The organism is Pseudomonas sp. P1_F1_2 (assembly GCF_056405815.1).
Genome location: NZ_JBFUBK010000008.1, coordinates 1 through 20,139, shown reverse-complemented (window position 1 = coordinate 20,139; position 20,139 = coordinate 1). Strand labels below are relative to the sequence as shown.

General features: G+C 60.5%; 19 protein-coding genes. 12 read left to right on the top strand and 7 right to left on the bottom strand.

Going from position 1 to position 20,139, the window contains the following annotated elements; translation table 11 throughout:
• Positions 1 to 172 precede the first annotated feature (172 nt).
• From AC1D2P_RS03890 to AC1D2P_RS03855, 8 genes are all read left to right on the top strand, one after another.
• Positions 173 to 2,113 carry a putative nucleotidyltransferase substrate binding domain-containing protein gene (locus AC1D2P_RS03890; protein ID WP_046029916.1) on the top strand — a complete coding sequence of 647 codons (1,941 nt, stop codon included), beginning with the start codon at positions 173 to 175 and terminating at the stop codon, positions 2,111 to 2,113.
• Positions 2,110 to 2,817 carry a 3'-5' exonuclease gene (locus tag AC1D2P_RS03885; protein ID WP_046029915.1) on the top strand — a complete coding sequence of 236 codons (708 nt, stop codon included), beginning with the start codon at positions 2,110 to 2,112 and terminating at the stop codon, positions 2,815 to 2,817. The genes AC1D2P_RS03890 and AC1D2P_RS03885 overlap by 4 nt, the downstream gene beginning before the upstream one ends.
• Before the next feature lie 271 nt (positions 2,818 to 3,088).
• Complete coding sequence (locus AC1D2P_RS03880) at positions 3,089 to 3,607, top strand: RNA polymerase sigma factor (RefSeq protein ID WP_046029913.1); 519 nt, start codon at positions 3,089 to 3,091, stop codon at positions 3,605 to 3,607.
• Entirely contained in the window at positions 3,604 to 4,575 is a 972-nt protein-coding gene (locus tag AC1D2P_RS03875; RefSeq protein ID WP_109785575.1) for a FecR domain-containing protein, read from the top strand. Before AC1D2P_RS03880 ends, AC1D2P_RS03875 begins: the two co-directional genes overlap by 4 nt.
• 218 nt (positions 4,576 to 4,793) lie before the next feature.
• Positions 4,794 to 7,220: a TonB-dependent siderophore receptor gene (locus AC1D2P_RS03870; RefSeq protein ID WP_109785576.1), complete on the top strand. Its 2,427-nt coding sequence runs from the start codon at positions 4,794 to 4,796 to the stop codon at positions 7,218 to 7,220.
• A gap of 73 nt (positions 7,221 to 7,293) precedes the next feature.
• On the top strand, positions 7,294 to 8,424 hold the full coding sequence (locus AC1D2P_RS03865) for a PepSY-associated TM helix domain-containing protein (RefSeq protein ID WP_046029907.1): 1,131 nt from the start codon (positions 7,294 to 7,296) through the stop codon (positions 8,422 to 8,424).
• Positions 8,421 to 8,600, top strand: a complete 180-nt coding sequence (locus AC1D2P_RS03860; RefSeq protein ID WP_046029906.1) for a hypothetical protein — start codon at positions 8,421 to 8,423, stop codon at positions 8,598 to 8,600. Before AC1D2P_RS03865 ends, AC1D2P_RS03860 begins: the two co-directional genes overlap by 4 nt.
• Positions 8,601 to 8,688: 88 nt before the next feature.
• Positions 8,689 to 9,318: a glutathione S-transferase family protein gene (locus AC1D2P_RS03855; protein ID WP_109785577.1), complete on the top strand. Its 630-nt coding sequence runs from the start codon at positions 8,689 to 8,691 to the stop codon at positions 9,316 to 9,318.
• A 222-nt stretch (positions 9,319 to 9,540) separates the two neighbouring features.
• On the opposite strand, the gene creD is transcribed toward AC1D2P_RS03855, so the two are convergent.
• The 4 genes from creD to rloA2 all read right to left on the bottom strand — a co-directional run bounded on the left by creD (position 9,541) and on the right by rloA2 (position 13,678).
• Positions 9,541 to 10,908, bottom strand: a complete 1,368-nt coding sequence (gene creD / locus AC1D2P_RS03850; protein WP_109785578.1) for a cell envelope integrity protein CreD — start codon at positions 10,906 to 10,908, stop codon at positions 9,541 to 9,543.
• Positions 10,909 to 11,001: 93 nt separating this feature from the next.
• Positions 11,002 to 12,420, bottom strand: coding sequence for a two-component system sensor histidine kinase CreC (gene creC / locus AC1D2P_RS03845; protein WP_046029902.1), 1,419 nt, complete (start codon positions 12,418 to 12,420; stop codon positions 11,002 to 11,004).
• Positions 12,420 to 13,100, bottom strand: a complete 681-nt coding sequence (gene creB / locus AC1D2P_RS03840; protein WP_109785579.1) for a two-component system response regulator CreB — start codon at positions 13,098 to 13,100, stop codon at positions 12,420 to 12,422. The genes creC and creB overlap by 1 nt, the downstream gene beginning before the upstream one ends.
• Positions 13,101 to 13,174: 74 nt before the next feature.
• Entirely contained in the window at positions 13,175 to 13,678 is a 504-nt protein-coding gene (gene rloA2, locus AC1D2P_RS03835) for a retropepsin-like aspartic peptidase RloA2 (protein ID WP_046029899.1), read from the bottom strand.
• Positions 13,679 to 13,977: 299 nt separating this feature from the next.
• Here rloA2 and AC1D2P_RS03830 point away from each other — a divergent pair, with 299 nt between their 5' ends.
• Positions 13,978 to 14,865: an acyltransferase gene (locus AC1D2P_RS03830; protein ID WP_223522871.1), complete on the top strand. Its 888-nt coding sequence runs from the start codon at positions 13,978 to 13,980 to the stop codon at positions 14,863 to 14,865.
• 1 nt (position 14,866) lies between these two features.
• Here AC1D2P_RS03830 and AC1D2P_RS03825 read toward each other — a convergent pair whose 3' ends face one another.
• Entirely contained in the window at positions 14,867 to 15,427 is a 561-nt protein-coding gene (locus AC1D2P_RS03825; RefSeq protein WP_046029896.1) for a DUF2780 domain-containing protein, read from the bottom strand.
• A 215-nt stretch (positions 15,428 to 15,642) separates the two neighbouring features.
• Here AC1D2P_RS03825 and AC1D2P_RS03820 point away from each other — a divergent pair, with 215 nt between their 5' ends.
• The 3 genes from AC1D2P_RS03820 to AC1D2P_RS03810 are packed head-to-tail and all read left to right on the top strand — an operon-like array spanning position 15,643 to position 17,605.
• Complete coding sequence (locus AC1D2P_RS03820) at positions 15,643 to 16,233, top strand: fasciclin domain-containing protein (RefSeq protein WP_109785581.1); 591 nt, start codon at positions 15,643 to 15,645, stop codon at positions 16,231 to 16,233.
• A 56-nt stretch (positions 16,234 to 16,289) separates the two neighbouring features.
• A complete protein-coding gene (locus AC1D2P_RS03815) occupies positions 16,290 to 16,934 on the top strand; it encodes an RNA polymerase sigma factor (RefSeq protein WP_077431148.1) in 645 nt (214 codons plus the stop codon).
• On the top strand, positions 16,931 to 17,605 hold the full coding sequence (locus AC1D2P_RS03810) for an anti-sigma factor (RefSeq protein WP_046029892.1): 675 nt from the start codon (positions 16,931 to 16,933) through the stop codon (positions 17,603 to 17,605). The genes AC1D2P_RS03815 and AC1D2P_RS03810 overlap by 4 nt, the downstream gene beginning before the upstream one ends.
• 142 nt (positions 17,606 to 17,747) lie before the next feature.
• Here the strand turns inward: AC1D2P_RS03810 and fdhA are convergent, their stop codons facing one another.
• A complete protein-coding gene (gene fdhA, locus AC1D2P_RS03805; protein WP_007947729.1) occupies positions 17,748 to 18,947 on the bottom strand; it encodes a formaldehyde dehydrogenase, glutathione-independent in 1,200 nt (399 codons plus the stop codon).
• Between the two features lie 204 nt (positions 18,948 to 19,151).
• Complete coding sequence (purU, locus tag AC1D2P_RS03800; RefSeq protein ID WP_077431146.1) at positions 19,152 to 20,009, bottom strand: formyltetrahydrofolate deformylase; 858 nt, start codon at positions 20,007 to 20,009, stop codon at positions 19,152 to 19,154.
• Between the last annotated feature and the right edge of the window lie 130 nt (positions 20,010 to 20,139).

Here is a 20,139-nt window from a genome sequence, read left to right as displayed (position 1 = left end):
GGTATTTTTCCAATAGGGGAAAGGATAGGTCCTTCCTCGAATTGTGTAGGGGACTTCCGAAAAATCTTCGCCGGCAGGGTTTACCTAGACTTACGTCCAATGGGCACTCTGCGCGCAGGGGCCGACCATGGCAGGGTCATCCGACAACAACAATTCAAAAAAGACTGCGGTAATGGTTATGAGTAAAGCGGACGCCTTCACACAGGCAGGGAAAACCGCGGTGTTGCAGAACATCCAGGGCACGTTGCAATTCCTTCAGCGTTTCCCGCCCTTCAATCAGATGGAACACGCTCACCTGGCGTACCTGGTTGAGCAATGCCAACTGCGCTTTTATGCCCCCGGCGACAGCATCATCAAGCCTGCCGATGGCCCGGTTGAACATTTCTACATCGTCAAACAAGGCCGCGTCGTCGGTGAGCGCCCGCATACCGCCAAGGGTGGCACCGAAACCACCTTCGAAATCACCACCGGCGAGTGCTTTCCCCTCGCCGCGCTGCTGGGTGAGCGTGCGACCCGCACCGAACACCTTGCCGCCGAAGACACCTTCTGCCTGCAGCTGAACAAGCTGGCGTTCATCAAACTGTTCGCGCTTTCCAGCACTTTTCGCGACTTCGCCCTGCGTGGCGTCAGCAGTTTGCTGGATCAGGTCAACCAGCAGGTCCAGCAAAAAGCCGTGGAAACGCTCGGCACTCAGTACTCGCTGAATACGCGCCTGGGCGAATTGGCCATGCGCCACCCGGTGACCTGCGGCCCGGCGACGCCGCTGCGTGAAGCGGTGACGCTGATGCACGAGCAACAAGTCGGCAGCATCGTGGTGGTCGACGAGCATAAAGCCCCCCTGGGGATTTTCACCCTGCGCGACCTGCGCCATGTCGTGGCCCAAGGCACCAACGACTTCAATGAAGCCATCGAGCAGCATATGACCCAGGCGCCGTTTTTCCTGACGCCGGACCACAGCGCTTTCGATGCGGCCATCGCCATGACCGAGCGGCACATTGCCCACGTCTGCCTGGTGAAAGATCATCGCCTGTGCGGCGTGGTTTCGGAACGCGATCTGTTTTCCCTGCAACGGGTGGACCTGGTGCACCTGGCACGGACCATCCGCAGTGCCCAGCGCGTGGAAAACCTGGTGCTGCTGCGCGGTGAGATCGGTCAATTGGTCGAACGCATGCTGGCTCATGGCGCCTCTTCGACGCAAATCACCCACATCATCACGTTGCTCAACGATCACACCGTGTGCCGGGTGATCGAACTGACCCTGGCCGAAAAAGGCGACCCCGGTGTGCCGTTCAGCTGGTTGTGCTTCGGCAGCGAAGGCCGTCGCGAGCAGACGCTGCACACCGATCAGGACAACGGCATTTTATTCGAGGCTCGGGACGCTGCGCACGCGGCAGAGATTCGCGGCAAGCTGTTGCCCATTGCCCATCAGATCAACCAGAGCCTGGCGCTCTGCGGTTTCACGCTGTGCAAGGGCAACATCATGGCGGGCAACCCGGAGCTGTGTTTGTCGCGAGCCGAATGGGCGCGGCGCTTTGCAGCTTTTATTCGCGAGGCGACGCCGGAAAACCTGCTGGGTTCGAGCATCTATTTCGACTTGCGCGTGGTCTGGGGCGACGAGCAAGGGTGCGAGCAATTACGCCGCGCAATTCTCGATCAAGTCGGCGATAACCGACTGTTTCAGAGGATGATGGCCGAGAATGCCTTGCGCAATCGTCCGCCGGTGGGGCGTTTCCGTGAGTTCGTCCTGGCGCGCAAGAACGGTGAAAAAGCCACGCTGGACCTGAAGGTGCAGGGCCTGACGCCTTTCGTCGACGGCGCACGGTTGTTGGCATTGGCTCACGGGATCGAGACCAACAATACCCTGGAGCGCTTTCGCCAGCTGGTGGCCAAAGAAGTCATCCAGCCACTGGACGGTGCGGCCTATGAAGAGGCGTATCACTTCATTCAGCAAACCCGCATGCAGCAACATCAGCTGCAAACGCGGGAGAACTTGCCCTACTCCAACCGGGTTGACCCGGACAGCCTCAATCATCTGGACCGCCGAATCCTGCGTGAGTCCCTGCGCCAGGCGCAACGCCTGCAAAGCAGCCTGATCCTGCGGTATCAGCTATGAGCCTGTTTTCATGGTTGCGCCCGGCCACTCCGCTCCTGACGGGCGAATGGCAACAACGTCTCAAACAGTTGCCGGCAGCGCCCGAGTTGGGCGAATGCAGCTTGCGCGAGCAACGCTGGGTGGTCCTCGACCTGGAAACCACCGGGCTGAACCTGAACAAGGACCGGGTGTTGTCCATCGGTGCCGTGGTGATCGAGGACGGCGCCATCGACTTCAGCCAGCAATTCGAACGCACGCTGCAATGCGCCAACCTGAAGCTTGCGCCCAGCGTGCTGATTCATGGGCTGGGGCCTAGCGCCATTGCGGCCGGCAGTGACCCGGCGCAGGCCTTGCTCGAATTCATGGAGTTCGTCGGTGACAGCCCGGTGCTGGCGTTTCATGCGCCCTTCGATCAGCACATGCTAGGCCGCGCGCTCAAAGACCACTTGGGCTACAAGCTGACCCATCCGTTTCTGGATGTGGCCGACATCGCCCCGCTGCTTTGCCCCCAGGCTCACATTCGAGACGCCGGGCTGGATGAGTGGATCGACTGGTTCAAGCTGGAAGTCTTCGAGCGGCATAACGCCAGTGCCGATGCGCTGGCTACCGCTGAGTTGGCGCTGATCCTGTTCAGTCGGGCACGGCAGCAGCAAATCCATAGCCCGTTGAACCTGCAACAGCGGTTGAGTCAGTGGAAACGGCGGCAGCAGGCGCCTTCCTTCTAACGGCCATCACACTCCTCTGTAGCAGCTGCCGAAGGCTGCGTCCGACTGCGCAGCGGTCGTCACATCAATGCCCAGTACATCCGATCAAGCTTGCCGGCAGAATGGCGGCTGCTGCGCAACCGGACGCAGCCTTCGGCAGCTGCTACAGAAGGCTGTGCCGAATAGATATGGTCATCACCCACCCGACCAGCGCCAATTGCTTACCTTCCCCGCCTCTGCCACAATCGCGAACTATTCTCGTTAGTTAACACTTCCCAATCGGTGATGCTGCGTGTCTTCAATTCAAAGCCCCCAAAGTGAGCTCGTTGGTGCGTTGTATCGCGACCATCGCGGTTGGCTATTGGCGTGGCTGCGACGCAACGTGGCGTGCCCGCAACGTGCCGAAGACCTGAGCCAGGACACCTTTGTGCGGTTGCTGGGCCGCGATGAGCTCAAAGAGCCCCGCGAGCCGCGAGCGTTTCTGGTGGCGATTGCCAAAGGCCTGTTGTTCGACTATTTCCGCCGCGCTGCACTGGAGCAGGCCTACCTGGCCGAACTGATGCTGATCCCCGAAGGCGAACAACCGTCGGTCGAAGAGCAGCAGATGATTCTAGAAGACCTTAAAGCCATCGACCGCCTGTTGGGTCAGCTGTCGAGCAAGGCCCGGGCAGCGTTTCTCTATAACCGCCTCGACGGCCTCGGTCATGCCGAAATCGCCGAGCGATTGGGCGTCTCGGTGCCGCGTGTCCGGCAATACCTGGCCCAGGGGATTCGTCAGTGCTACATCGCGTTGTACGGTGAGCCAGTATGAGCTTGGTCAGTTCCAAACCCGTTTCGGCCCAGGTGCTGGATGCAGCGATTGCCTGGCAATTATCGCTGGACTCCGGTAACCCGGTGGAGCGCGAAGCGTTCAGCCAGTGGCACGCCGCCCACGAAGAACATGCCCGGGCCTGGCGCCAGCTAGGCATGCTCGACCAACGCTTCAGCGTCGCCAACGGCCCGGCCCGTACGGCGCTGCTGCAATCGCGTGAAAGCATTCGTCGTCGCGTTCGAAAACTGGGTAGCGGCTTGGCCAGCGTTGTCGCAGTGATCGGGTTGGCGCTGTTTGCCGGTGATCGCTATCTGTCCCTCGACTACTGGCTGGCCGACCAGCGCACCGCAACCGGCGAGCAACGCACCCTGCGCCTGGCCGACGGCACACTGATCAACCTCAACACCCACAGCGCCGTGGACATCCGTTTCGATGAAAAGCAGCGGCGGATCATCCTTCAGGAAGGCGAAATCCTCGTCGAGACCGGTCATAGCGATGCCCGGCCGTTTATCGTCGAAACCCGCGAAGGCAGCATGCGGGCACTCGGGACGCTGTTCCTGGTCAAGCGCGAGGAACAAGGCACGCGTCTGAGCGTGTTGAAGTCCGCGGTGGCGGCGCATCCGCAATCGAATCCCGAGGAACAGATTCTGCGCGAAGGTCAGCAAGTGCTGATGCGCAGCGATGGCCTGGGGCCAATTGTCGCCGTCAACCCCGGCGCCGATGCCTGGACTCGCGGCATGCTGGTGGTCGACAACGCCCGCCTGGAAGATCTGGTGCGCGAACTCGGTCGTTATCGACGCGGGCATTTAGGCGTTGCACCCGAAATTGCCGACCTGCGGATCACCGGCAGCTTCCCGCTGCACGATACCGACAAAGCCCTGAGCGCCCTGCTCCCGACCTTGCCGGTGCAAATCGAACAGCACACGTCCTGGTGGGTGACGGTGGCGAAGGTTGACGCCAAACCCTGACGCCCAGGTCACCCTGCGTGATCGTTCCCACGCTCCCGCGTGGGAACGCAGCCCGTGATGCTCTGCGTCACATCCGGAGCGTCCATTGAGGCATTCCCAAGCAGAGCATGGGAACGATCAATTGCTGAATCGAAATTATTTTCATCCAGCCCTATCACTTTTCGATTCTCGTGCGGCACCTAAGCAATTGAGAAATATTTCCATTCAGGAGCCGCTGTATGTCCCGTTTGCTAGACACCCTGTTGCGCCCCAGCTTGCTGGCCGTCGCCATAGCCCTTTGCAGCCCTTTGGCCAGCTCCCAGCTGATCGCCGCTGAACAGGCCTCCAGCGTTCGCGCCTACAACCTGCCGGCCGCGCCATTGGCCAGCACCCTGAATCAGATCGCCAGTCAGGCCGGTCTGGCGCTGTCGTTGAACCCATCGCTGGCGGCAGGCAAGACCTCGGCACCGGTGAAGGGCCAGTTCGACGCTCCCGCTGCCTTGCGTGAAGCCTTGCGCGGCACCGGCCTGCAACTGGAACAAAGCAGCGCCGGCACCTACAGCCTGGTCGCCACGCCCGAGGGCACATTGGCTTTGCCGGAAACTGCCGTCATCGGCACGCAAAACACCGAAAGCGCCTGGGGCCCGGTAGACGGCTACCTGGCGACTCGCACCGCCGCCGGCACCAAAACCGACACCTCGCTGCTCGAAGCACCGCGCTCGATTTCGGTCGTCACCCGCGAGCAGATGGACGATCGCAATGTGCAGAATCTCGATGACGCCGTGCGCTACCTGCCCGGCATCACCGCCAGCAGCTACGGCAGCGACACCCGTGCCGACTGGCTGCGCGTTCGTGGTTTTGAACCGACCCAATTCCTCGATGGCCTGCCACTGCCTAAAGGCACGTACGCCACCCCGAAACAGGAAACCTGGAACCTCGATCGCCTGGCCTTGCTGCGCGGCCCGGCTTCCTCGGTGTATGGCCAGACCCCACCGGGTGGCCTGCTGGACATGGTCAGCCGCCGCCCCACCGCTGAAGACAGCCACGAAATCCAGTTGCAGTACGGCAACTACAACCAGCGCCAGATCAACTTTGCCAGCACCGGCAAGATCGATGACGAAGGCGAGTTTCTCTACAGCCTCAGTGGTGTGGTGCGCGACAGCGATACGCAGATCGACGACGTCGAGAACAAGCGCTACAACATTGCGCCGAGCCTGACCTGGAATATCAACGACGACACCCGGTTCACCTTGCTGACCCAGTTCACCCGCGACGATACCGGCATCACCAGCCAGTTCCTGCCGGTGCAAGGCACTAAAATCGACATGCCGTTCGGCGACATTTCCCATCACAAGAACCTCGGCGATCCGGATTGGGAATATTACGACCGCACCTACTACGCGCTGGGCTATGCGTTCGAACATCGTCTGAACGACGTCTGGCAATTCAGGCAGAACCTGCGTTACACCAAGACGGATCTGTCGTTCCAGGCCGTCACCGTTGGCTCGTATCCGTTCACCCAGGTTGATGACGCTGGCAATGTGGGTCGCACCACCACCAGTGTCGATGAAGACATCAGCCAGTTCGCCGTGGATAACAACTTCCAGGCCGACTTCGCCACCGGCGACGTGCGTCACACCGTACTGCTGGGCCTCGATCACCAGCGCAGCAACACCAACTACCTCTCGATCTTCGGCAGCGCGCCGCCGATCAACGTCAACAACCCGATCCATGGCCTGCCGATCCAGCGTCCGGACCGCTCCACCGCGTTCTACGATTACGATCAGAAGACCTACCAGACCGGCGTGTACGTGCAGGATCAAATGGCCCTCGACCAATGGCGCCTGACCCTCGGCGGACGTGAGGACTGGGTCCACACCGGCACCAAGTTCTTCAACAAGGGCGACGCCACCAACACCGAGCGCGACAAGAATTTCAGCGGCAACGCGGCGATCAGCTATGTGTTCGACTCGGGCTTCGTGCCCTACCTGTCGTACGCCGAATCCTTCCAGCCAACGACTGGTGCTGCGGCCTCGTCCACCGAATCGTTCAAACCCACCGAAGGCAAACAGTGGGAACTGGGCATCAAGTACCAACCACCGGGCAGCAACACCTTGTTGACCGCTGCGATCTACGACCTGACCCAGAAAAACGTCTCGGTCACCACCACGGTTGCCGGTACGCCGATCACCAGCCAGACCGGTGAAGTCAAAGTCAAAGGCCTGGAGCTGGAAGCGGTTTCCGACGTGACCGAAAACCTCAAGTTGATTGCCGCGTACACCCTGGCCAAATCTGAAGTTCAAGATGGCGACTTCAAGGGCAATCGCCTGCAACTGATGCCTAACCAACAGGCGTCGCTGTGGACTGATTACACCTGGCACAACGGCGTGCTGGACGGTTTCGGCGTGGGTGGCGGTGTTCGCTACACCGGCAACACCTACGGCGACCAGGCCAACACCGAACTGGGCAAGGCTGACGCCTACACCGTGTTCGATGCCGCGGTTCATTACGACCTCGGCCGCCTGGACAACACCCTCAAAGGCGCGTCCCTGCAACTGAACGCCACCAACCTGTTCAACAAGGACTACATCTCCACGTGCGACAGTTTCTACTGCTACTACGGCGACCAGCGCAGCGTCGTCGCCAGTGCAACTTACAAGTGGTAATCGTCTGACCTGACATGCCCCACGGCCAGGCCGTCCTCTTCAGGACGGCTTTGGTATTTCTGGAGGTCTGGAAATGAAAAGTAAAACAATTCGTCGCTGGTCGGCTGTCCACACCTGGACCAGCCTGATCTGCACGGTCTTCCTGCTGATGCTCGCGCTGACCGGCTTGCCGTTGATCTTCCACCACGAGATCGACCACTTGCTGGGCGATGCCCCTGAGCTGAAAGAAATGCCGGCGGACACCCCGCACCTGAATCTGCAGCAGTTGGTTCATGCCGCCGAAAAACATCGCCCCGGCGAGGTGTTGCAGTATTTCGGTTTCGAGGACGATGAACCCAACGCCGTGCTGACCATCATGGCAGCCACCGCGGGCACCGAGCCGAACTCGTCGCACACCTTCATGCTCGACGCCCGCACGGGTGAAGCCCTGGAGACGCCATCGGCCAACGGCGGCTTCATGATGGTGATGCTGCGCCTGCACGTGGACATGTTTGCCGGCCTGCCGGGCAAGTTGCTGCTGGCGTTCATGGGCCTGATGTTTGTGGTCGCCATCATCTCCGGAACGGTGCTCTATTTGCCGTTCATGCGTCGCTTGACGTTCGCCACCGTGCGCCAGGACAAATCCACTCGTCTGCGCTGGCTTGATCTGCACAATTTGATCGGTGTGGTCACGCTGACCTGGGCGTTGGTCGTCGGTGTGACGGGCGTTATCAGCGCCTGTGCCGACCTGCTGATTGCCGCCTGGCGCAACGACAGCCTCAACGCGATGGTCGCCCCGTACCGCGACGCTCCACCGCTGACGCACCTCGCGCCGGCGACTCGCCTGCTCGACATTGCCGAGGAAGTTGCACCGGGCATGGCGCCAGACTTCATCGCCTTCCCCGGCACGCGGTTTTCCAGCGAACACCATTACGCGGTGTTCATGAAAGGCAGCACGCACCTGACGTCGCACCTGCTGACACCGGTGCTGATCGACGCGACCACCCTGCAAGTCACCGCCGTGGCGGAACGGCCGTGGTACATGGACGCCATGGGCATGTCACAACCCCTGCATTTCGGCGATTACGGCGGCATGCCGATGAAGATCCTCTGGGCGACCCTCGATGTGCTGACCATCATCGTGCTCGGCAGCGGGGTTTACCTGTGGGTGGTGCGGCGCAAAGCGGTAAAACCCGCTCTCGAACGCGAGCAGGTGAACGCATGAAGCCCAGGCAATCAAACTTCTGGAAAGTCTTCGGCACGCCGACGGTCATCGCCCTGCTCAGCGCGGCCGGGCTGTTCGCCGCGTTGCTGGGCGATGGCGTGTGGGACGCCTTGAGCTGGCTCGGCCTGGGCGTTCCCGCTTTTCTCGCGCTGCGTGGCCTGTTGCAACGCCGCTGAGCTTTTATGGGAGCGATTCCACTCCCATCTTGAGCTAGCGCAACAACGCGCTATGCTGCCCAGCACTGACCCAGACCGAGACGTTGCCATGTCCGCCCCCAGCATGACCCTGTACCACAACGCTTTATCGCCCTTCGTTCGTAAAGTCATGGTGCTGCTGCACGAAACCGGTCAGACCGGTCGCGTGGCACTGCAAGATTGCGTGCTCACGCCCGTCAACCCGGACCTGACGCTCAACGAAGACAACCCACTGGGCAAAATCCCGGCCCTGCGCCTGGCCGACGGCAACATCATCCATGACAGCCGGGTGATCCTCGATTACCTCGATCACCAACACGTCGGCAACCCGCTGATCCCGCGCGAAGGTTCGGCTCGCTGGCGGCGCCTGACCCTGGCCTCTCTGGCCGACGGGATCATGGACGCCTCGGTGATGGTGCGTTATGAGCGGGTCCTGCGCGCCCCGGAGAAACACTGGGACGAGTGGCTGGATGCCCAGCGCGACAAGATTCGTCGCGCATTGGCGCTGCTGGAAAAAGACGCGATTGCCGAGCTGACCTGCCATTTCGATGTCGCGGCGATCAGCGTTGCCTGTGCGCTGGGCTACATCGACTTGCGCCATCCGGATCTGGAATGGCGCGAGACGAACCCGCAATTGGCGGCGTGGTATTTCGAAGTGAGCCAGCGGCCTTCGATGATCGCGACGATGCCCAAGGTTTAGCTTTTCGCTGACTGTTCCGGCCTCATCGCGAGCAGGTCGAATCGTCGCACCGTCGCTCCTACAGTTTGATCTTTGCTCCCTGAAGATCCCCTGTAGGAGTGAGCCGGCTCCGGGCGGCGTTCCGACGATGGCACCACACCTGATCTAATGGAAACAGCTCAAAAATCAGCGTCGCCAACACCGCCCCTTCCCGCTGATCCTCCCGTAACCCGATCGACCGGCTCATTGCACCGCCCCCAAGTCAAACTCCAGTGGCTTGGCCGTCTTCTGACCGATCCCGTACCAGTCCAGCTTGCGGGTCAGCACCATGAACACGCCCAGCAACCCGAACAGCAACAACGAGCCCATCAGCAGCGCATAGTCCTCGGCACTCAACAATACATAGAGCACGCCGTACAACGCCGCCAACCCCGCCGAAAAACTCAAGCCATGGCGCACGCTGCGCAGCACATGGCAAACATAGAACCCGATCAACAACACACAACAGGCGGACGACAACAGATACGCCAGCGCAAAACCGATGTGCTCGGACAGCGACAGCAGCAACAGGTAGAAGAAGGCCAATGCCACGCCGACCAATGCATATTGCACCGGGTGCACCGCCAGGCTTTTCAACACTTCGAACAGGAAGAAACCGGCGAACGTCAGCACGATGAACAGCAAGGCATATTTGATCGCACGATCACTCTTGAGGTACTGATCCACCGGGTCGATGAAACTCACGCCGAAGCTGCGCCCGTTGTACGCCTCGCAACCACCGCCCGACACGCAACTGTTCAGCGCTTCCTGCAAGTTGGTGGAGAAGAACGAGGTCTGCCAGTTGGCGGTGAAACCTTGATCGTTCACCTCACGCTGGGCCGGCAGAAAATTGCCGATAAAACTTGGATGGGGCCAGTTGGCAGTCAAAGACACCTGGCTGGTTTTCCCGACCGGAAGGACCTGTAACTGGCCGGTGCCCTGCAAACGCAGGTCGAATCCGAAGGCCAGTTCAGTGGCTTGTTTTGCGTCCAGCGCCGGCAGCGTCACGTGCACACCTTCCCCCAGCCAGCCCACCTGGCTGCCCGGTACGAAGTCCAGAGGCTGGCCGTTCAGGTCCAGCTTCAAGGCGTTTTCGATGCCGCGAATGTCGCTGATGCCCACCGCCAAAAACGGCTGGTCGAACTGGTAATCAGCAAAGTCTTCCTTGATGCCCAATTGCGCCGGAATCGAAAAATGCCCGCTGATGTGGTTGTCCGCATGGAACAGGCGCGCCTCGTAAATACCCCGCAAGCGCAGTTCAGTCTGAATCTGGCCATCAAGCTCGAAACGCTCCGGGAGGAAATACAGGCGGCCGCGCTCCAGGCCGACCTCCTGATAGCGTTGGTTGGTTTTCTGGTTGAGCTTCCAGGTGCGCACCACTTTGCGATAGGGCACCACCATCAACGGCCCGCTCAGTTGTTGGCTGGTGGAACTGCGGGCGATGTCTTCGAGCACACCGTCGCGCAGTTGCTGGCGGTCCTGGATCACGCCGTTGATCATCAAGAGCGGGATCAGTAACAACAGAATCAGAAGGGCAATCGCCCCCAGTTTTAGGGTCAGGCTTCGGTTCATGGGACTCTCCCTGTTTGGATGGGGAGAGTCTGGGATGGCTGTGTGGGGGATTTATGAGGGGAATGTGGAGATTATGTGGAGACTGGGTCGGCCCTAAGCCATGCGCAACGTCACTTCAACCCCACCGTCGACATTGCCGATGCTCAATGTCCCGCCATGCAACTTGACCACTTCTTCGACAAAATTGAGACCGAGCCCGGTGCTCTTGCGCCCGCTGTCCGGGCGCGGCAATGAGTAGAACCGCTCGCTCAACCTCGGCAACGCATAGTCGGGAATCGCCTCGGCCTGGTTGAACAGTTTGAACTCGATCTGCTCTCCAACCGGCTCGGCACTGAATCGCAGCAGCCCCTTGGCCGGGGTGAAATCCAGTGCGTTCTCCAGCAAATTGGCCAATGCCTGGCGCAACAAAAACGGCTCGCCTGTCAAAGCAAGACCAGCCGGAATCCGTTGCTCCACCCGCAACTGCTTGCCTTCGATCCGCGCCGCCTGGGCCTTCAACAATTCATCCACCAACCCGGCCAGCGACACCTCTACACGCTCTTCCAGCCCCTGACGCTGCTCGACCTGAGCCAGGTTCAACAGCCGTTCAATCAACTGCTGCATCCGCACACTTTCACTGTCGATATTGCTGACGAACCGCTGCTGCTGGGCCAATGGCATTTCACCTTGCAGCAATTCCGCCGCACCGCGAATCGCCGCCAACGGGCTCTTCAACTCATGAGTCAGGGTGTGCACATAACGCTCGACATAGGCTTTGCCTTCGAGCTGCGTGCGCATCTGTTCCACCGCTGTCGCCAGTTGCTCCAGTTCACCGCCGCGATAGTGTGGAACCTCGACCCGTCGGCCTTCACTCACCGCTTGTGCATAAGCCGTCAACCGTCGCAACGCTGCGCTCAACCACCACGACAACAACGCACCAAAAACCAGGCCGAGACCGATCAGCCCGGCGCCATAGGCCAGCAATCGTCGCTCGGTACGATCGACATAAGGCTGCAACGAACTGTTGGGCTTGGCCACGGTGACTACGCCGATGATCTGACCGTTGTCGCGAATCGGCGCACCGACATGCATCACCGAGGAGGTTGCATCGTTCGGATCACTGCGCGTGGAGCGTGCGCCGTACTCGCCGCGCAGGGTCAGGTAGACATCGTTCCAGCGTGAGTAATCCTGCCCCACCGCCATGCCGCTGGAGTCCAGCACCACAATGCCCTTGGCATCGGTGACGTAGATGCGATGGTTGACCTGATTTTTCGGCAAGCCCCAGATGCTCGCCTTCGGCTGCCGCTCGCCGTACGCCTTGAGCAGCTGCGGCCAGCGATTCTGGTTGAGGGTGCCGGCCTTGAAGTCATCGCGCAGGATTTCGGCCATCAGGTTGGCGGTGTCGACCAGGGTTTCTTCGGTGGACTGGCGCACACCGGGGCGGATTTCCTCCATCACGGTGTTGAGCACGAAATAACCGGTCAGGCCGATGAACAGCACGTAGACCAGGAAAATCCGGATTCCCAGCGGCATCAGCTGTGCCCCGGGCTGTAGCTGTAGCCGAGGCCGCGATGGGTCTGGATCGGCTCGGCGTCCGCCCGCACCAGACGCAATTTGGCGCGCACGCTCTTGATGTGGCTGTCGATACTGCGCTCGTAACCGGCATCGGCGGCGATGCCCAGTGCATCCAGCAATTGCTCGCGGCTGAACACCCGCTCGGGTTGTTCCAGCAGGCATTGCAGCAGGCGGAATTCGTGGCGGGTCAGGGTCAGCGCTTGGCCACGGTAATTGATTTGCACCCGTTCGCTGTCGATGCGGAACAGCGCCGATGGGACCTCGGCCACCGCTCTTGGGGCCATGCGTTTTAGAATCGCCCGGACCCGAGCGGCCACTTCCCGTGGGCTGAACGGTTTAACCACGTAATCGTCGGCACCGATTTCCAGACCTACCACACGATCGATTTCGGCATCGCGGGCACTGAGAAAAATCACCGGCACATCGCTGAAACGGCGCAATTGCTTGCAGGTCTCAAAGCCGCTGATGTCCGGCAAACCGATGTCGAGAATGATCAAATCGGCCGGCGTGGCGCGCTGATGGTCCAGCGCTGCCGCGCCAAGGTTCAGCCAGGTCGTGGTGAAGCCCTCACCCTGCAACGCGAAAATCAGGGTGTCGGCAATCGCCGCTTCGTCTTCGACAATCAAGATATGAGGCATGGCGTCCTGGCCCGGCAAAGAAGTGGGCGAACGGTGCCCCAAGGCTCACGACACGTCAATCGGACCAACTGAAATCAGCAGTCGGGTTTGTCGGCGGTAAAACGGCGTGCCGGGTTCACCGCCGCGCCGAACTCACGCAAGGCTTTGGCGCCGATCAACAAAGGGTAGTTGAAGCTGCTGCGGTCAGTCAGGTTGACCTCCACGGTGCGCTTGACGTTGCCCAGGCACAGTTCCAGATCGACCACCGGGCGCTTGGAGGGCTCGACCACGTCAGTGTCGTCCTCTTCCTCGGAGCGCGTCTTGATTTTGCTGATCCGCGCGACCTTGTGTTCGTAGACCTTGTTGCTCGCATCCTTGGTGGCGAGGCGGAAACGCACCCATTCTTCCCCATCACGGGTAAAGGTTTCGATGTCCCGGGCCGACAGCGACGCGGTCAGGGCACCGGTGTCCATCTTGGCCTTGAGCACCTCGCCACCGATTTCCGGCAGCGCGATGTATTCGTAACGCCCGTACAGGGTCGGCTCGGCGGCCAGGACTGGCAGGGCCACAAGGGAAAGCAGTGCAAGAAGGGATTTCACGTAATGGGCTTCCTTGAGGAGTGGGCAGCGGCATTTTAGACCGTCAGCGAGCAATTCGTTCGTTCCTGAGATCGCATCGCGAGCAAGCTCGGCTCCTACAGTGGATTGGGGGTACGCAACGAAACCTTGTGGGAGCCGAGCTTGCTCGCGATGGGGCCGGATCAATCAGCACAACAGCTTGGCAGATCCAATTTCGCTCAAGCATATCGGGCCAATCGTGAAACATTCGTCACCGCTGATTTGGCCTGTCGCCCGAAGCTGCTTATCATGGCGCGCCCAAAGGATTCCAAGAGTTACTTATGCGCCGCCTGCTCACCGGCTGTTTCGTTACCCTGCTGCTGTTGCTCAACACCTTGGTCCTGATCGGACCGATGATGGTGTTTGCCCTGCTCAAACTGGTCCTGTCCGGACGCTTTCGCGATTACGCCTCCTGGGTGGTGATGTGGATTGCCGAAACCTGGGCCGAAATCGACAAGCTGATCTTTCGCCTGTGCATCCCCACGCAATGGGACATTCGGGGCGGCAATGACCTGCGCATCGACACCTCTTACCTGGTGATCAGCAATCATCAATCCTGGGTCGATATCCCGGCATTGATCCAGACACTGAATCGCCGCACGCCGTTCTTCAAATTCTTCCTCAAGAAAGAGCTGATCTGGGTGCCGTTCCTGGGGTTGGCGTGGTGGGCGCTGGATTATCCGTTCATGAAGCGCTACACCAAGGCCTTCCTGGCCAAGCATCCGGAACTGGCCGGCAAGGATCTGGAGATCACCAAAGCGGCATGCGAGTTGTACAAGCGTCAGCCGGTGACAGTGGTCAATTACCTGGAAGGCACTCGCTATACCGCAGCAAAAAGTGTTCAGCAGCCATCACCCTTCACTCACCTGCTGCGGCCCAAGGCCGGCGGGGTGGCGTTTGTGCTGGCAGCGATGGGTGAACAGCTGGACGCCATCCTCGATGTAACGGTGGTGTACCCGCAACCGACGATTCCGGGGTTCTGGGATTTGATCAGTGGCGGCGTACCGAGGGTCATCATCGACATCAAGACCCGCGAACTCGACCCGGCGTTGTGGCAGGGTGATTACGAAAACGATCCGCTGTTTCGCGAAAAAATCCAGAACTGGGTCAACCAGCTCTGGATCGAAAAGGACCAGCGCATCGACGCCTTGCGCGCCGAACGCCGCTGAATCAGGTACCGGTGCCTGCGCCCCAGATCCCGCCCAGGTTTGTCAGCAGCGACCCGCCGACGCCCTGCTGACCAAAAAATTGCAGAAGCACGGGGGCAAACAGGCCGATCATGCCAGTGTCCATGCCCAACGCGCTGAAGGCACTGTTCAGGTCGTTGGTGTTATTCACGTTGCCCAAGACGTTGCCCAGACCTGCCGCTTGACCGGACGAGCCAAGCAAGCCGCTGAGGACACCCAGTTCACCGCCACCGGACAGTAAGTCGATTCCGGGCACGCTTTTGGACAACTCCGAGTAGTCGGTCGAACTCAATTGATTCTTCGCCAGACCGAGCATCGCCCCGGCACCGCCAATGGCTTGTTCTGGCGTCACGTTTAACTGGCTGAGGGCACTCAGCAGACCGGCCGTCTGCGCGGTCGTCGCAGTCGGCGCGGACGCGGCGGCGTCATCGGCCTGCGTGCCGGAGAGGGCATTGGCCGCATCGAACAGGCTGAACTGAGCAAAGACCGGACTGGCCGCCAGACACATCAGCGAAGCCAGTGCAAAACCGCGTGAAATCTTCATCCAGACATCCTCATGTGCCATGAAAACCACCCGGCAATGGGCGGCGAAAAACTGTGGTTTGGACTGGCATCCCGGGGGATTGTTCCAAGCCTTGGCGATCCCCTGACGAACAGTCGAAAAAGAATGCACCGGCGCTGCATCCAGTCTGGCCCCGCCCGCGTATATCAAGCACGGACAGACAATCCTGGCCGATTCCCTTCACGAGGATCATCACCATGAAACACACATCGATCAAAACGCCGTTGATTGCCAGCCTGCTGACCCTGGCCCTTGGTGGCGGACTCGTCCTGAACACCGTGCAAGCGGCAGACACGAGCCACGCTGTTATCGTCGGCGGCCAAAGCATGATGCAGAGCAAGGACATCATCGATAACGCGGTGAACTCCGCCGACCACACCACCCTGGTCGCCGCCGTGAAAGCCGCAGGCTTAGTGGAGACCCTCAAAGGCAAAGGTCCGTTTACCGTGTTCGCCCCGGTCAACTCGGCGTTCACGGCCCTGCCCGCAGGGACAGTCGATACGTTGCTCAAACCTGAAAACCAAGCCGCGTTGAGCAAACTCCTGACCTACCACGTGGTCGCCGGCACGCTCGACATGAAGACTCTGGCCGAGAAGATCAAGGCTGGGGGCGGCAAGACCGAGCTCACCACCGTTGCCGGCGGCAAGCTCTGGGCGACGATGAACGGCCCGCACAACATCACCATCAAGGATGAAAAAGGTGACGTCGCCGACATCACCACCTACGACGTATACCAGTCCAACGGCGTGATTCAGGTCATCGACAAAGTGCTGATGCCGAAAGGCTGAGCCATACCGCCGACCCCGTCCATCGGGGTCGGCGGGTCTTTTCGAGGTGTCCGGCCGTGAATGGAACAACCGCACGCAGTGAACTAACCTCTGCCTGCAACCGGCCCCGCACGCAGCCCACCACCGCACCCTCGACTGTCTGGAGAACTGCTATTTCCACCGCCGACGCCGATCAGCTCAGGCAGTTGTTGGCCCAGTGTTCACTGGGTGACCGCCGCGCTTTCGAGACGCTTTACCGCAGCGTCGGCCCACGCCTGCATGGCGTAGCGCTGCGTTTCATGGGGCGGCCGGATCTAGCTGAAGAAGTGCTGCAGGAAAGCTTTGTGCGCATCTGGAACAACGCCTCGCGCTACGAGGCGCATCTGTCGGCACCGCTGACCTGGATGATCAACATCACCCGTCATCAGGCGATCGATCAGTTGCGCAAACACCGCGACCGGCCGTTGAGTGACCTTGAAGAACAGGCGCTGGTGGATGAAAGCCCATCGGCCCACGAACAACTCAGCAGTGCCCGTGAGGCCAACGCCTTGAACCGCTGCCTGGAAAGCCTCGACGGCATGCAGCGTCAATCGATCACCGTGGCTTACTTTCAGGGGTTGTCCTGCTCTGAGCTCGCCGAACACCTGGCCGCGCCGTTGGGCTCGGTGAAATCCTGGATCCGCCGCGGTATGGAGCGACTGCGCAGGTGCCTTGAATCATGAACTATCAAACCCCGACCCTGCGCCGCGCCCTCGCCGCCGATTACGCCATTGGCTTGATGCCCTCTGCCGCTCGTCGGCGTTTCGAACAGCTGTTGCTGGAAGACGCGGCGCTTCGTGCGGAATTAGCGCAGTGGCAGGAAAGCCTGGCCAGTTTGACCGAAGCGCTGCCCGAGCAGCCGGTGCCAGATCGGGTGTGGCAGGGAATTACGGCGCGGATTGAGCCGCAAGTGCTGCACATGCCGGAAAAACGTCAGTTCTGGAGCTGGTTACGAGTGACGGCGGCGGTTTGCTCGCTGGTGATCGCCGTGACGTTGGGTGTGATTTATAACCGCGACAGTGCGCGTTACAGCGCCACGCTGCTGACTGCCGACGCGCAGCCTGCGCTGAAGGTTGAAGCGCATGAGGATTATTTGAACGTTGAGCCGCTGACGCTGGCAGCGGTTGATCCGGGGCGAAGTCTGGAGTTGTGGGCGATTCCAGCGGATGGCAAGCCGATTTCCCTTGGGGTAATTCCGGCGGGCGGTAAAGGCAAGGTTGAACTGAGCGACGTGCAGAAGGCGCTGATTGGCAAACCGATTGCGTTGGCGGTCAGTCTTGAGCCGAAGGGTGGTTCGCCGACGGGGCAACCAACGGGACCCGTTCTATATCAAGGAGCGTTGGCGGCCCTTTAATGATCGTTCCCACGCTCCGCGTGGGAATGCAGCCCGGGACGCAGAGCGTCACAGGAGGCGTTACCACGCAGAGCGTGGGAACGATCATCTCAGCCATAAAAAACGGCGACCCGAAGGTCGCCGTTTTGTTTTGCGTGGGGGCTTACGCCGCGCTGAACAGTTTGTGCGGATCGATCACAAATTTCTTCGGCACGCCCGCATCGAACTCGCCATAACCACGTGGCGCGTCGTCCAGGCTGATGACTTCAACACCGACGATATCGGCAATGTGGATACGGTCCCACATGATCGCCTGCATCAGTTGGCGGTTGTACTTCATCACCGGCGTCTGGCCAGTGTGGAAGCTGTGGGATTTGGCCCAGCCCAGACCGAAGCGGATGCTCAGGCTGCCCATTTTTGCGGCGGCATCGACAGCGCCCGGATCTTCCGTCACGTACAGGCCCGGAATACCGATCTTGCCAGCAACACGCACGACGCCCATCAACGAGTTGAGCACGGTGGCCGGAGCCTCGTGTTTCACGCCGTCATGGCCATGACCGCGGGCTTCGAAGCCGACGGCGTCGACGGCGCAATCCACTTCCGGTTCGCCCAGCAATGCAGCGATTTGTTCGTGCAGCGGGGTGTCCAGGGACAGGTCGGCGATTTCAAAACCTTGAGCCTTGGCATGCGCCAGGCGAACGGTGTTGACGTCACCGATGATTACCACCGCAGCACCCAGCAGGCGAGCAGAAGCCGCCGCGGCCAGGCCGACCGGGCCGGCACCGGCGATGTACACGGTGCTGCCTGGGCCGACACCGGCCGTCACGGCGCCGTGGTAACCGGTCGGCAGGATGTCTGAGAGGCAAGTCAGGTCGCGGATTTTTTCCATCGCGCGATCGCGATCCGGGAGTTTCAGCAGGTTGAAGTCGGCATACGGCACCATCGCGTATTCAGCCTGGCCGCCGGTCCAGTCGCCCATGTCGACATAACCGTAAGCACCGCCCGGACGCGCCGGGTTAACGCTGAGGCAGACACCGGTGTGCATTTCCTTGCAGGAACGGCAGCGCCCGCAAGCCACGTTGAACGGCACCGAGACCAGGTCGCCGATTTGCAGGTTTTCGACGTCGCTGCCCTTCTCGATCACTTCACCGGTGATCTCGTGGCCCAGTACCAGGCCGGTTTGAGCGGTAGTACGGCCACGCACCATGTGCTGGTCGGAACCACAGATGTTGGTGGACACCACACGCAGGATGACAGCGTGGTTAATCTTCCTGCCGCGCGGGTCCTGCATTTTTGGATAGTCGATTTTCTGTATTTCGACTTTGCCATTGCCGAGATACACCACACCACGATTGCCAGACATGCTTTCACCTCGCTGTTGTTTTTATGTAGCGGTCGCGTCGCCATGGGTCGGCGGCGCGTTGATTGCTCGGGTTATTGCTGTTTGTCTTACGTTGTCTGTTTTGGCCTCATCGCGGGCAAGCCCGCTCCCACAGTGGATCTGGGTGGGCCCAAGGTTTGTGAACGACCCAAACCCTGTGGGAGCGGGCTTGCCCGCGATGGCGATCTAAAGAACGACGGTGCGATTGGCGTTCAAAAACACCCGCCGCTCAATGTGATAACCCACGGCCCGGGCCAGGGTCAGCCCTTCGATATCCCGCCCCTTGGCGATCAGATCTTCCGGGTAATGACTGTGATCAACAGCCTCCACGCCCTGGGCAATGATCGGCCCTTCGTCCAGGTCGTTGTTGATGTAATGCGCCGTCGCGCCGACCAGTTTCACGCCCTTGTTGTAGGCCTGGTGATAAGGCTTGGCGCCTTTAAATCCGGGCAGCAGGGAGTGATGAATGTTGATCGCCTTGCCATCGAGCTTGCGGCACAGCTCCGGGGACAACACCTGCATGTAGCGGGCGAGAATCACCAGTTCGGCGCCGGACTCTTCGATCACCTGCCAGACCTGACGCTCCTGTGACGGCTTGTCGTTCGGGTCCAGCGGGAAGTGGTGGTACGGAATCTGGTGCCAGTCGGCCAGCGGCTTGAGGTCCGGGTGATTGGAGACCACGGCGACCACGTCCATCGACAACTGGCCAATGCGTTGGCGATAGAGCAAATCGTTGAGGCAGTGATCGGCCTTGGAGACCATGATCACCACTTTCGGTCGATGGTGCGGCGGTATCAGCTCGAAGAGCATGCCGAAGGCGTCACCGCGCTCGACAAGACCTGCGCGAAACGACTGTTCATCGAAGCCGTCGGGCTGGCGAAACTCCACACGAATGAAAAAACGGCCCGAGAGCCGGTCATCAAAGGAATGGTGTTCGGTGACGTAGCAGCCCTGCTCGAACAGAAAGCGGGTCACCGCGTCCACGGTGCCGAGCATGCTTGGGCAGTCGGCGGTCAGAATCCATGTGTCTGGGGCGCGGCTCATAGTGCGGTGACTCCTTTTTGTGGGCAACCTGGCCCGTGTAGCAGCTGCCGAAGGCTGCGTTCGGCGACGAAGCCGACGTACACCCTGAAACCCGGATCCGGCTGAAAAAATACCGCCGCACGTTTCACGA